Origin of the sequence: Luteitalea sp. TBR-22, assembly GCF_016865485.1 — a bacterium.
GTDB lineage: Bacteria > Acidobacteriota > Vicinamibacteria > Vicinamibacterales > Vicinamibacteraceae > Luteitalea.
Map to the genome: position 1 here is coordinate 5158745 of NZ_AP024452.1, position 13838 is coordinate 5172582.

Consider the following 13838-nt stretch of genomic DNA (forward strand, 5'->3'; position numbering starts at 1 on the left):
GGATGGCGCGCTACCAGGCCAGGTTCCCGTACACGATGGGCCCCTGGAAGCGGTACACGATCTGGCCGTCGGTCCTGGTCTCCCGGCGCGTGACGCGGGCGCGATTGAAGTAGTAGGCGCCGCCGACCGACAGGGGACCCGCGAGCCGGACGTCGAGGCCGGCCCGCGCCTCGGCCAGCGCCGCGGAATACTCGTCGATGGCGCCCTTCAGTCCGCGGGTCGACGCCCTGACGGTGACCCGCGGGTGCACGCGGGCATTGACGAAGAGGCCCGGGAGAGGAATCGGCAGGTCGTAGTCGAGCTGGGAGCTCACCGTCCGGCCCGACGAGCTGCTGCCCGAGACGCCAGCCGTCGCCTCGATCCCACTCTGGAGCCGCACGGCGGTGACGCCGATCGACGCGCCGAACTCGACCCGTGGCGTGGCGACGAACGCGAAGCCGTAGTCGATCGAGACGTACTGCGCCTCGACAATCGCGCCGACCTCGGCGCCAACGCCGAAGGTGCGATCGCCGAAGCGGATCTCGCGATCGAGGATGGTGCGCGAGAGTTCGCGCGAGAAGCCCTGGTAGCTGGCCGAGAGCTGGTTGCGGCGCGAGATGCGCCAGAGCCCCTGGACGAACCACGTGCCGGATCGGGTATCGAGGCCCAGGTCGTCCTCGAAGTCCACCGTCGTCCCCTCGATCCCGCGCACGTCGTCGAGTCGGACGGAGGTGTCGAAGGCCGCGACGAGGCCGCCCCCGCTCAGTTCGACACGCGGCCAGTCCCCCTGCGCGCGAGCCGGCGCCGCCCAGAGCACCGCACACAGGAACAGGTGGCCGAGCAGCGCGGCGCGGCGGGCGGTCCGCGGCAGGTGTCCGCGACGGGCGTGTCGTTCTACCACGACCTGTCTCCTTCTCCACCGAACGCCAGCCCCTCTTCAGCCGGGAGACCGACGAGCCTCGGCCGGCGCCAGCGTACGACCGGTGTAATGCCCGTAGGACGCGAGGGCCCACAGAGTGGTTGCGATGCGCTTACGGAAGAGATGGCAGCCGACGCGATCGCGTAACGCTTAACGCCGGACGCCGGACGCCGAACGCCGGAGACAGGCCAGGGCGGCTGCCTGCTCGCGGTTCGGTGAGTCGACTCAGAACCTGAACTTGTAGGTCCACTTCACCAGCAGCAACCGGTTGCGCGGCGCGAGCGTCGGCGACGCGAAACGATCGCGCACCTCGTCGTACACGAGGAAGATCTCGCTGCCGGGACGATATTCCCACCCGATCAGCAGGTTGCCCGAGAGCTTGTCGTCGAGGTCGTTCCATTGCACGAACGTCTTCACGAACAGGTCGGTGGTGAAGGCGTACAGCACGCGATTGCTGATGGTGGTCGTGTCGAACGCTCCGGCCGGGTGGTCGACCGTGTTGTGCGTGTAGATCAGATCAATCGACAGGTTCGGCGTGGGGTGCACGTTGGTGGAGAGGGCCAGCTGCCGACGGTCGCCTCCCCAGTAGTCCATCAGGCCGAGGCCGACGGTCGCCGAGACGCGGCGGCTGGCGTTGCTCGTGTAGGTGATGTCGTGCGTGCGGTTGTCGTAGTCACCGGGCCGGATCGTGATCGGCCCGACGGCGAAAGGGACGACGATGCGCTCGCGCGCCGGGCTCCACGCGTAGCCGACCTTGTCGTTGGACTCGAACAGGACGTCGGCGGCGGCCTTGCCTCGCCGCCCCAGGAAGCCGTGATCCCAGAAGGCGTCGTAGGCATACGACCCGGAGTACACCACGTTGCGCACCCGCGACTGGTTGATCCACTGCGTGTAGGACAGGTCGGCCGACGATCGCCGGAGGTCGTTCTGCGTCACGAACCCCATCTCCGGCACGAACGTCCTGCCGACCGCCGTGTAGCGGACGTCGGCCACGACATTGCGCTTGGAGTACATCAGCCGTCCCATGCCGACCACGTCGTCGCGGGCACCGTCCGGGTTGAAGGTGCGCGCGAACAGCACCTCGCTCTTCAGCGCCGGGTTGAACCAGAGGTTGCCGTCCACACCCGCGAGCCGGCTGAAGCTCGACGAGGTCTGCTTGCTGGTGACGATGGCGCCAACGCTGCTGTTGCTGAACAGGTTGCGCTTGACGCGAAGCACGGTGTAGTTGGTCGCGGGCGTCGTCACGCGCGGGCCGCCGGGCAGCGAGACGTCGGCCTCCTGCGTCTGCACGTTCATCACGCCGATCGAATAGGGACCGGCGCGTCCCGACACCTTCCCCGCCGCGAGGATCGGCACCTGCTGGCCGTTCACCAGGCCGATGCGGCGGCTGTAGAACGGCATCAGTTCCTGCTCGAGCCCGGCGCTGAACAGGCCCGCGTCCTCGAGGAAGAAGTCGCGGCGCTCCGGGAAGAACAGCGGGAAGCGCGTGAAGTTGATCACCTCCTGGTCGGCTTCGACCTGCGCGAAGTCGGTGCGGATCGAGACGGTGCCTCGCAGGTTCGGCGTGAAGTCGTACAGGATGTCGCCGCCGGCGTTGAACCGCGGGTCCGAGGACGGGGGACGCCAGCCGTGCTGCGCGCCGCCGAGCACGTAGGGCTCGGCCTCCCACCTGGCGTACGCGGCGTCGGTGCGGATGCCCACGAGTTGCCCGAACCGCTCGGCACGCCAGGTCGCGCGCCCGCCCAGCCACCGCGGAATGGGCGCCCAGTACACCGATTCCTGCTTGCGCCGGATGGCGCGACTGAGCTGCAGCCCCCACGTCATCGGCTGGTCACCGCCGAAGCGCAGCGTGGAGAACGGGATGCGGAACTCGGCGGTCCAGCCGGTAGCAGTGACCCGCGTCTTGACCTCCCAGATGCCGTTCCACGCGGTGTTGTAGGACCGCGCATCGGTGACGATGCCGTCGCGCCGGGTGCCGAGCGAGTTGGTCGAGAAGTAGTAGAAGTTGCGATGGTCGTGGTAGGTGTCGAGGTAGATCCCGACGTAGTCGTCGTTGGACAGCGGCGCGTCGCGCCGCATGTCGAGCGTGATGATGCCCTTCGGGTTCGAGTCGTGGCAGGTGATGCCGAAGTAGAGGGCGCGCTCGTCCTGCACCACGCGCACCTCGGTGTTCTCCGTCGCGACGCCGCGATCGAGCGGGGCGTACTGCCAGAAGCGCGTGGCCGGCACGGCCTGCGTCCAGACCGCCTCGTCGAACACGCCATCGAGCCTGATGGTCTCGCCGCCGGGGATGATCTGGACGTTGAGTTGGTCGGGCGTCGGCAGGTCGGGCCGATCCTCCTGTGCCCGGGCGATCGCGGGCCACAGCGACGCCGCGAACACCAGCGCGAGTAGGAATGGGCGAGGGCGCCCGGCGACACGATCCGAAGCCAAGGCTCCGGAACATAGCGGCAATTGGCGCCCATGCCAAGGGGCGCGTGGCTCGACGCCGCGATTCACGGCCGGACGGGCCTGCCGTAGTATCGCGGATTTGTCCGCAGCATCCGCGAAGTATCTCGCCGTGGGCGCACCGATTCCGGCGGCGGCCTGACGACACGAGGCGAAGGGCTCGCCTGTTGGTGGCAAGCCTGTTGCACATCCCCGCGATGGCCACGGCATCCCCGCAAGCGAGTCCCTCCCAGGTCGGCGTCTCCCGCCGGCGACGGGGGCCGGCATGGCCAGGCACGTCTCGCAAGGGAGGTCTCATGCGCGTCCACGTTCGAAGACCGCTCGTCGCTCTCGCCGCTCTGTGCTCGGGTCTGTTCCTGTCCGCATCACCCGCCCGCGCCGACATCTATCTCGAGGCGATCCCCGGCAGCCTCGACGACACCGCTCGCATCGAGGCGGCTCTCGATGCCTGTTCGTCGCCGGCGCCGGCCTGCACCGTGCGCCTGGGGCCAGGCACGTTCCATGTCGGCCTGATCGTCGCCGAGGAATTCAATGGCGCGTTCGTCGGCGCAGGCATGGACGTCACCATCGTGAAGGCGATGCCGGACATACCCGCCAACTTCTCCTTGCTCCTGCCATACGGCAAGGACAACAGGGTGCCCAACCTGATCGGCTTCCTTGGCGGCCGGGTCAGGGTGGCGGACATGAGCATCAGGGCCGAGGAGTACCACCCGATGCAGGGCTACGCCTGGCTCCCCGGGTTACCCACGACGTACTTCCTGAACACCTTGCTCTGGTTCTCGCAGAAGGAGGGAGGCACGGCTCCGCACGCGCGCGTCGAGCGGGTGGAACTCACCGGATCCGATGGCGACGCGGGTCTGTTCTACGGCAAGCCGCTCCCGGTCGGGCAGGGCGTGAACGTGAACACGCTGCTCGGCTTCGGCGGGTTGCTCTTCAACCCGGTGGTCACCGGCGGCACGTTCGAGGCGCGGGACGTGCGCCTGCACCGCGCCATCGCGGGATTCCACATCCTGCGCGTCGAGGACTCGCGCATCACCCTGACCGATTCGGTGATCACGGCCGCGGTGACGGGGCTGAGCGGCTTCCTCGCCAGCGCCAGCGAGATCCGCTATGAGCGGAACTCGGTCGATGCCTGGCAGTTCGGCGTCGACGTCTCGCAACCGGCCACGCTGGACCCGGAGGGCTGGATTCCGTCGAAGCCGTCCCGATTCGCGATCGCCGGCAACGTCCTTCGTGTCGCGCAGAACATGCCGCTGGTGACCGCGGGCATCCGGGCGGTCGACGACTTCGCGGGCTCACCGGGAGGACGACGCCTCGAGGCGTGGATCGCCAACAACCGCATCGAGGCGACCGGCCCGACGGCCATGCGGTTCGGCATCCGGCTGATCGCCTCGGAAGGCGCGCAGGTGATCAACAACAGCATCGCCGGCACGGGCTGGGCCGGCGTGTTCCTCGACTACGCGCTGGGCGTCCGCATCCAGTCGACGGCCTTCTCGGCCTTCACCCCGGGAGGCCCCGCCGGTGCGCCTATCGCTCACCTCGTCTTCGGGCCGCACACCTCGGACTGCGTCGCGGTGACGGTGCCCATCTCCGCCACGGTGATCGACGCCGGCACGAACAACGTCGTCCGCCGCACCGCGAAGTAGGGGTTCAGCGGCCCACCATGCGCTGCGCCGACTCCGGGTAGCGCTCGCCGTGCACCTCGATGGCCGCCACGGCCTGCTCGATGTCGCGCAGGTCGTCGCGCGGAGGATTTCTCGCTCGGGCCTCGCCACCGGCTGCACGGCGTAGGCCCGGCGGATGCTCTGCGCGCCGGCCTCCGGCATCCGATGTGGCCGACCGTGCCCTCGCGGATCACGTCCTGCACCGCGTCGGGCACGGCCGCGCGTCGGGGCACCGGTCGGCGTACCCTGACCGCCGCTTCCCGGGATCAGTTCGTGCGGCGTCGCGCGCGACGACGCAGGGCGGTCGCGAGACCCACGGCCGCCAGCGCGAGGCCGGCCGGTTCGGGCACCGGGTTCAGGAGGTCGGACGTGAGCGACGCGCCGTCGATGTCGTCGCCGTTGGCATCGACGATCCGGTAGCCCGCAAGCCGAAGGCGGATGTCGCCCCCGACCGGACCGCCGGCCTCGAGCACGCCCGGCAAGGCCGAGACACCCAGGTTGATGAAGAAGAACAGGTTGAACGGCTGGTCGAACGTGAACCTGGTCGAGAGGCCGACCGTCGGCGTGTACAGCACGTCGATGGGCTGGACGCCGCCCTGCGAGAAGCCCAATCCGGTGAGCGGGCACGACGGGATGCCGGCGCAGATCGAGAGCGTGCTCGCTGCGGTGGCATGTGCGTCGTCGAAGGCGCCGTCGACGCCGAACGTCGGCAGCAGATACGCCTGCCCCGAGCCCCCGGTGACCAGCAGGCCGTCTTCCTGGACACGCGACTGCACGATCGAGACGATGCTGGTCGGATCGTGCGGCGCGATGTTGAACTGGAGCGCCGTCGAGGACGCCGCCTCGATCCGCTGCGACACGGTGAGCTCGAAGGGGGATCGGCGGTTGGTCGCCAGGGCGGTGAAGACCACGGGCGTTGGCCCGCCCGTCGAGAAGGTATACGGCAGGCTCTCACTCGCGCCAGGCCCGAGTGTTCCCGCCTCGACGATCTCCCGGGTGGGACCCGGTACGCCGCCGAAGAAGTGCGCGTCTCGCAGCGTGTACGAGATGGGGCCGGCGGTGGCCGGCGCGGCAAGGGCCAGCGCCACGATGAGCGACGCCGCGACTGACAGGCGAGTCATGTACATCCTCCGGGGACACGGGTGTGCCCGGGCCCGGATGCACATCCAGCGCCACTGCGTCTCTCAGGCCCTCTGGGCAGCGACACACGCCCGCGCCGCGCCAGTCACCCCACGAGAAGACCGAAGTTCTTCGTCACCGCGCCGCAGGCGTGGCGTGACGGCGGAACGCCCGGTCGTCAGCGTCCCACCATGCGCTGCGCCGACTCCGGGTAGCGCTCGCCGTGCACCTCGATGGCCGCCACGGCCTGCTCGATGTCGCGCAGGTCGTCGGCGGTCAGCTCGACCTGCAGCGCGCCGAGGTTCTCGTCGAGGCGCGTCAGCTTCGTCGTGCCGGGGATGGGCACGATCCAGGGCCGCTGGGCGAGCAGCCAGGCGAGGGCCACCTGCGCGGGCGTCGCCTGCTTGCGCGCCGCGAAGCTCTTGAGCCAGTCGACGAACGCGAGGTTCGCCTTGCGGTTCTCCTCGGTGAAGCGCGGCACGACGTTGCGGAAGTCAGTCGGCCCGAACGTCGTCTTGTCGTCGATGGCTCCCGTCAGGAACCCCTTGCCGAGCGGGCTGAACGGCACGAAGCCGATGCCGAGTTCCTCGAGCACCGGCAGCACCTCGCGCTCGGGTTCGCGCCACCACAGCGAGTACTCGCTCTGCAGCGCGGCGACCGGCTGCACCGCGTGGGCGCGGCGGATGGTCTGCACGCCCGCTTCCGACATGCCGAAATGCAGCACCTTGCCCTCGCGGATCAGGTCCTGCACCGTGCCGGCGACGTCCTCGATCGGCACGTCCGGATCGACCCGATGCTGGTAGAACAGGTCGATGCGGTCGGTGCGCAGGCGTCGCAACGCGGCCTCGGCCACCTCGCGGATGTGGGCCGGTCGGCTGTCGAGTCCGTTCATCTTCCCATCCTGGATGCGGAAGCCGAACTTGGTCGCGATGACGACGCGGTCACGCACGGGGGCGAGCGCTTCCCCCACGACCTCCTCGTTGAGGTAGGGTCCGTAGACCTCCGCCGTGTCGAAGAAGGTCACGCCCCGACCGGCGGCTGCCCTGATCAGCGAGACGGCGTGCTCGCGGCTGGTCGCCTCGCCGTATCCGTAGCTGAGGCCCATGCAGCCGAACCCGAGGGAGGAGACGTGAAGGCCGCTGGCACCGAGGGTGCGTGTCTGCATGCGGTGAGCGTAGCGCAACGCCTGCACGCCCACCAGACGGGCCCGGGGCCAAGGCCTTGTGAGCCGACTTCAGGAATCACCGCATGGCGGCGCGATCGAGGCGCCACACCTGCGTGGGCCCGGCGCCCGTCTCGGGCGCCGCAAGGACGAACCCCAGCCGCTGCGCCACGGCGCCGCTCGCCGCATTGCGCGGGTCGCACCGGATCTCGACCAGTCTCCCCTGTGGCAGCGCCGTGGCGACGTCGAGCATCGCCCGCGCGGCCTCGGTGGCCAGGCCCAGTCCCGTCATGTCGCGGCGAAGCCAGTAGCCGATCTCGACGCGGTCCGCGTCGGCCAGTGGCACGCGGCCCGTCGCGTCACGCGGGAACAGCGACACCTCGCCGAGCAGACGACCGTCTGCCGCCAGGAAGGAGGCGTACCGCCAGGCCGTGCCGGCCACGAAGGCTGCGGCGCGCTCCTCGAGGCGGGTCGCAAGCTCCTGAAGCGGAACGATCTCCGAGACATGCCGCGGAATCCACGGTGCGATGTGCGCCTGGTTGGCCTCGAGCAGCGGCAGCAACCCTGCCGCGTCGGCGGCGCGCCAGGGACGCAGGCGCAGGCGACCGGTCGTGATGAGATCTGGCACGGACACCTGGACACGGTATCGCGGCGCTGGTGCCATTCGGAACGCCGTGACTGGAAGCAGCCCGTGGCGACGCAACCGGGCCGCCTCGTCGCACGTACAGGACTGACATGAATCGACGCACGTTCCTGACCGCCACTGCCGCCGGCCTGGCCGCCGCCCACGCCGACCTCCGGGCCCAGGCCGGCCCGCGCCAGTTCGCCCTCGACACCCCGGCCGGGCTCCGGCTGCACAACGTGACGGCCGTCCCTGCGACGCTCGACGGCAAGGCGGGCGTGCGCGTGCGTTCCGACGAGGCGGTGCGGGGACAACTGCAGGCCGAGACGCTCGCGGTCGTCGAGGGGCTCACGTTCGGCGACGGCGTGATCGAGCTGGAGGTGGCAGGCTCGCCGCGCACCGACGTGTTCAAGGACGCACGTGGGTTCGTCGGCGTGGCGTTCCGCGTGCAGCCCGACCTGCGCACGTACGACGCGTTCTACCTGCGCCCGACCAACGGCCGGGCCGACGACCAGGTCCGCCGCAACCACTCGGCGCAGTACATCGCGCATCCCGACTGGCCGTGGCAACGCCTGCGGAAGGAAACGCCGGAGAAGTACGAGAGCTACGTGGACCTCGTGCCCGGCGCGTGGACGCGCATGCGGATCGAGGTGCGCGGTGCGCAGGCGCGACTGTTCGTGCACGGGCAGGCGCAGCCGACCCTGATCGTGAACGACCTGAAGAGCGGCGCCGGCGCGCAGGGCGGCGTCGCGCTGTGGATCGACGTCAGCACCGACGCGCACTTCCGCAACCTCACGGTCGCGCGTTGACGAACGGCGCGGTCGGAGACCGCGCCCTACCTTTGTCAGAGGCAGGGCGCGATGGTCGCGCGGCCCTGCCACCGAGGTAGGGCGCGGTGTCTTCACCGCGCCGTTCCCGTGCCAGAGGTAGGGCGCGGTGTCCTCACCGCGCCGCTGGAGGATGAGGAGACCAACGGCGCGGTCGGAGACCGCGCCCTACCTCGTTACTGCAGGTCGAACCGGTCCAGGTTCATCACCTTCGTCCACGCCGCCACGAAGTCGTGCACGAACTTCTCCTTCGCATCGTCGCAGGCGTACACCTCGGCGAGGGCGCGGAGCTCGGAGTTCGAGCCGAACAGGAGATCGACGCGGGTGCCGGTCCACTTCAGCTCACCGGTGCCGCGGACGCGACCCTCGAAGGTCTCGGCGGCATCGCTCGTCGGCTTCCACTCGACGCCCATGTCGAGGAGGTTGACGAAGAAGTCGGTGGTCAGCGCCCCCTTGCGGGTCGTGAACACGCCGTGCTGCGCCCCGGCCGTGTTGGCGTCGAGCACGCGCAGGCCGCCGACCAGCACCGTGAGCTCGGGCGCGGTGAGCGTCAGCATCTCGGCCTTCTCGACGAGCAGGACCTCGGCCGGCACCGCGCTCACCTGGCCGACGTAGTTGCGGAAGCCGTCGGTGGTCGGCTCGAGCACCGCGAACGACTCGACGTCGGTCTGCTCCTGCGTCGCGTCGGTGCGGCCAGGCGTGAACGGCACCTGCACGTCGACGCCCGCCGCCCTGGCCGCCTGTTCCACGGCCGCGCAGCCGCCGAGCACGATGAGGTCGGCCAGCGACACCTGCGTCGCGCCGCCCCTGGCGTTGAAGTCCTTCTGGATGCCCTCGAGCACGCCGAGCACCCTGGCCAGTTCCGCCGGCTCGTTGACCGCCCAGTCCTTCTGCGGGGCGAGGCGGATGCGCGCGCCGTTGGCGCCGCCGCGCTTGTCGGTGCCGCGGAAGGTCGAGGCCGAGGCCCACGCGGTGCGCACCAGCTGCGCCGCGGTGAGGCCCGAGGCGAGAATCGCCTGCTTGAGCGCCGCCACCTGCTCGGCGTTCACGAGGGCGTGGGTGACCGGCGGCACCGGGTCCTGCCAGATCAGGGCTTCCTTGGGCACTTCCTTGCCCAGGTAGCGGGCGATCGGGCCCATGTCGCGATGCGTGAGCTTGAACCACGCGCGCGCGAACGCGTCAGCGAACGCCTGCGGGTTCTCGAGGAAGTGGCGCGAGATCTTCTCGTAGGCCGGATCGACGCGCAGCGCGATGTCGGTGGTGAGCATCATCGGCTGGTGCCGCTTCGACGGGTCATGCGCGTCGGGCACCGTGCCGGCGCCTGCGTCGCCCTTCGGCTTCCACTGGTGCGCGCCGGCCGGGCTCTTGGTGAGCTCCCACTCGTAGCCGAACAGGTTCTCGAAGTAGTTGTTGCTCCACTTCGTCGGGGTGGTGGTCCAGGTCACCTCGAGGCCGCTGGTGATCGTGTCGCCGCCCTTGCCGCTGCCGTAGGTGCTGAGCCAGCCGAGGCCCTGCGTCTCGAGCGCGGTCGCCTCGGGCTCGCGGCCGACGTGCGTCGCCGGCCCGGCGCCGTGCGTCTTGCCGAAGGTGTGGCCGCCGGCAATCAGGGCCACCGTCTCCTCGTCGTTCATCGCCATGCGGCCGAACGTCTCGCGGATGTCGCGCGCCGCGGCGGCCGGGTCTGGGTTGCCGTTGGGGCCCTCGGGGTTGACGTAGATGAGGCCCATCTGCACAGCCGCGAGCGGGTTGGCGAGGTTGCGGTCGCCGCTGTAGCGCTCGTCACCGAGCCACGTCGTCTCGTTGCCCCAGTTGATCTGCGTCGGCTCCCACACGTCCTCGCGACCGCCGCCGAAGCCGAACGTCCTGAACCCCATCGACTCGAGCGCGACGTTGCCGGCCAGCACCATCAGGTCGGCCCACGAGATGTGCTTGCCGTACTTCTTCTTCACCGGCCAGAGGAGGCGCCGCGCCTTGTCGAGATTGGCGTTGTCGGGCCAGCTGTTGAGCGGCGCGAAGCGCTGCTCACCGGAGCCGGCGCCGCCGCGGCCGTCGTGGATGCGGTACGTGCCGGCGCTGTGCCACGCCATGCGGATGAAGAGCGGGCCGTAGTGCCCGAAGTCGGCCGGCCACCAGTCCTGCGACTGCGTCATCACCTGCTCGATGTCCTTCTTGAGCGCATCGAGGTCGAGGGCCTTGAACGCCTCGCGGTAGTTGAAGTCGCGGCCCATCGGGTCGCGGGCCGGCGGGTTCTGGTGCAGGACCTTCAGATCGAGCTGGTTCGGCCACCAGTCCTTGTTGGACGTGCCGGCGTGCGCCTTGCCCGAGAACGGGCACTTGCTCTCCATCTCCATGTCGATAGACCTCGGTTGGTTGGTGGTGGTGGACGGCCGGTAATCAGGCCGTGGGCGTGTCATCGCGCCGCCGGGCGCGGGACGTGACGCGGGCCGCGCGCCCGACGGGACGCGGGCGGATGCGTCGGGTGGCTGATGAGGCGGTGTCGGCGGCGCGCGCGTCGGCGACGCAGTCGGGACAGCGCCCCCAGTACGCGACCTCGGCCTCTTCGATCTCGTAGCCCTGGCCGTCGGCCGGCGTCAGGCAGGGCGCGGCGTGCACCGCGCAATCGACGTCGACCAGCCGGCCGCAGCTCCGGCAGATCAGGTGGTGGTGGTTGTCGCCGACCCGCGTCTCGAACCGCGCGGGCGACCCCGACGGCTGGATGCGCCGAATCAGCCCCTCGGCCGCCAGCAGCCCGAGCGTGTCGTACACCGACTGCAGCGAGATGCTGCCGATCTCCCGTCGCACGACGTCGGCCACGGCATCGGCGGTGATGTGCGGCGCACTCGAGACGGCCCGCAGGACGGCGAGGCGCTGCGCGGTGACCTGGATGCCACGGCCACGAAGGAGGTCGGCAGGGGACGTCACAACCTCGGCAGTGTAGCTCAGGTTTGGAGTGACTCCAAAATTCGAGACTCCCAACGTCGAGGCTGGGGCCAGGACTTCAGAGGCAGGGCGGAGCCCTACCGGTGTGGCGTCCATCGGCGAGCGTTATCCTGTCGCCACTCTCCAGGAGTCAGGACATGTTCAGGATGTCAGCGATCGCGGCGGCGGCGTTGGCCGGGTCTGCCCTGCTGCTCGGGACGGGACTGGTCGCGCGTGGGCGGCAGGCACCGCCCGTCGCTGCCCCAGCCGCGGCGCAGGACCCGGTCGCCGTCGGCCAGCAGGCCTACGCCATCTACTGCGCGTCGTGCCATGGCCCACGAGCCCAGGGCGCCGAGAAGGCCGGCGTGCTGATCACCATCATCCAGGAACGGGGCGGCAAGCAGCCGCCCGACCTGACCGACGCCACGTGGGATCACGGCGCGACCGACGAGGCCATCGCCACCGTCATCACGCAGGGCGTGCCGACGACGATGATGCCCGGGTTCGGGGCGATGCTGACCGAGGCGCAGGTGAAGGGTGTGGTGGCGTATCTCCGGGCGCTGGCGCGCGGCGAACCCGGGGCGCTGGCCGGCGCGACGGCGATCGCCACGAAGACGGCGACCTTGCCGAAGGCCGACCTTGCCGAGTACGTGCGCATGCCCATCACCGGCGACCCCACGGGCGATCTCACGCGCGCGCAGTTGTCGCGCGTGAACTTCATGCGCGAGGAGCCCGGCGGCCGTCGCTTCTTCGTGCCCGACCTGAACGGCCCCCTCTACCTGCTCGACCGCCGGACGAAACAGGTGACGACATACCTCGACTTCAACGGGCTCGAGGGTCGGCCGGGCCTGTTCCCGCGCTTCACCTACCAGCGCAACTTCGCGATGGGCCTCATCAACGTCGTGCTCGACCCCGACTACGCCCGCAACGGGGTTTTCTACACGATCCACACCGAGGACCCGACGATCGCCGCCCCCGCAACGCCGCGCGCCGGCGCGGTGACGGGCCTCGATCTCCAGGGCTATGCGCTCACCGACCTGGTGATGCCGCCGGTGCGTCCGGACGTGCCCGTCGACCGTGTCGGCGTGATCGTCGAGTGGACCGACCGCGACGTCACCAATGCGACGTTCGAGGGCACCGCGCGCGAGATCCTCCGCATGCCGCTCGACACGCCAATCCACCCGCTCGGCGAGATGACGTTCAACCCGGTGGCGAGGCGCGGCGATCCCGAGTGGCGCGTCATGTACGTCGGCGTCGGCGATGCCGGCACCGGCGAGCGGCAGGACGGCCGCCGCCTCGTGCCGCAGCGACTCGACACGCTGGGCGGCAAGATCCTGCGCATCGTGCCCGACCTGCGCGAGCACGTCGCCACCAGCACGGTGAGCGCCAACCGGCGGTACCGCATCCCGAACGACAACCCGTTTGCCTCGATCGCCGGGGCGCGCAAGGAGATCTGGGCGCTCGGGATCCGCAACCCGCACCGCCTCGTGTGGGACGTCGATCCCGCCCACCCGACCGCGCCACGGCTCTTCGCCTTCAACATCGGGCTCACCGGGTGGGAGACGGTCCTGATCGTCGAGAAGGGCGCCAACTACGGGTACCCGCTGCGCGAGGGCCCGCTTGCGATGACGCCCAAGGGCATGGCGCCGCCGCCCGCCGACGACACGATCCCCGTGCAGGTGACCGCGACGATGACGCGAGGCACCGTGAGGCCGACCTACCCGGTGATTGCCTACCCGCACACCGCGCTCGGTGGCGACGCGATCGCCGGCGGGTTCGTGGTTCGCGGCAACGCGATTCCGCTCCTGAAGGACTCGGTGCTGCTCGGCGACATCACGACGGGCAAGCTCTGGTACGCGAGACTGACCGACGTGCTCGCCGCCGACGATGGCAGGGCCGACACGCTGGCACCGCTGCAGGAACTCGACGCGGGCGTGCGTCCGCTCGTCGAGGCGACGTTCAGGGCACGCGGCGGACGCGGCGACACGTTGCCGGGCGCCGCGGCGATCTCCGGACGCGGCCGGGTGGACATGCGGCTCGCGCAGGACGAGGCCGGCACGATCTACGTGATCACCAAGAGCGACGGCGTGATCCGCACGCTCACGAGCGTCGCGGCACAGAGGTAGGGCGGGGTGTCCCACCCCGCCGTTCGACGATCCTCCGCGTCGGCCAGGGCCGA

At 70.1% G+C, this 13838-nt stretch carries 10 protein-coding genes; 3 read left to right on the forward strand and 7 right to left on the reverse strand.

From position 1 onward, the window contains the following. Positions 1–10 precede the first annotated feature (10 nt). A complete protein-coding gene (locus TBR22_RS21450; protein WP_239489878.1) occupies positions 11–880 on the reverse strand; it encodes a hypothetical protein in 870 nt (289 codons plus the stop codon). 243 nt (positions 881–1123) lie between these two features. Next, entirely contained in the window at positions 1124–3280 is a 2157-nt protein-coding gene (locus TBR22_RS21455; protein WP_239489879.1) for a DUF5916 domain-containing protein, read from the reverse strand. Between the two features lie 362 nt (positions 3281–3642). Here TBR22_RS21455 and TBR22_RS21460 point away from each other — a divergent pair, with 362 nt between their 5' ends. Then, entirely contained in the window at positions 3643–4992 is a 1350-nt protein-coding gene (locus TBR22_RS21460; protein WP_239489880.1) for a glycoside hydrolase family 55 protein, read from the forward strand. 284 nt (positions 4993–5276) lie between these two features. Here the strand turns inward: TBR22_RS21460 and TBR22_RS21465 are convergent, their stop codons facing one another. The 3 genes from TBR22_RS21465 to TBR22_RS21475 form a co-directional block, all read right to left on the reverse strand. Further along, positions 5277–6131, reverse strand: a complete 855-nt coding sequence (locus tag TBR22_RS21465) for a hypothetical protein (RefSeq protein WP_239489881.1) — start codon at positions 6129–6131, stop codon at positions 5277–5279. A 176-nt stretch (positions 6132–6307) separates the two neighbouring features. Next, positions 6308–7294 carry an aldo/keto reductase gene (locus tag TBR22_RS21470; RefSeq protein ID WP_239489882.1) on the reverse strand — a complete coding sequence of 329 codons (987 nt, stop codon included), beginning with the start codon at positions 7292–7294 and terminating at the stop codon, positions 6308–6310. Positions 7295–7370: 76 nt separating this feature from the next. Beyond that, a complete protein-coding gene (locus TBR22_RS21475) occupies positions 7371–7925 on the reverse strand; it encodes a GNAT family N-acetyltransferase (RefSeq protein ID WP_239489883.1) in 555 nt (184 codons plus the stop codon). Positions 7926–8026: 101 nt separating this feature from the next. Here TBR22_RS21475 and TBR22_RS21480 point away from each other — a divergent pair, with 101 nt between their 5' ends. After that, positions 8027–8722: a hypothetical protein gene (locus TBR22_RS21480; protein WP_239489884.1), complete on the forward strand. Its 696-nt coding sequence runs from the start codon at positions 8027–8029 to the stop codon at positions 8720–8722. Between the two features lie 194 nt (positions 8723–8916). On the opposite strand, the gene katG is transcribed toward TBR22_RS21480, so the two are convergent. Beyond that, positions 8917–11091 (reverse strand): catalase/peroxidase HPI, encoded by a 2175-nt coding sequence (gene katG / locus TBR22_RS21485; protein WP_370651366.1) that lies wholly within the window; start codon positions 11089–11091, stop codon positions 8917–8919. Between the two features lie 43 nt (positions 11092–11134). Then, entirely contained in the window at positions 11135–11662 is a 528-nt protein-coding gene (locus tag TBR22_RS21490) for a Fur family transcriptional regulator (protein ID WP_305068748.1), read from the reverse strand. Positions 11663–11817: 155 nt separating this feature from the next. Between TBR22_RS21490 and TBR22_RS21495 the strand changes: the two genes are divergently transcribed. Next, positions 11818–13785, forward strand: coding sequence for a PQQ-dependent sugar dehydrogenase (locus TBR22_RS21495; RefSeq protein WP_239489885.1), 1968 nt, complete (start codon positions 11818–11820; stop codon positions 13783–13785). Positions 13786–13838: the final 53 nt, after the last annotated feature.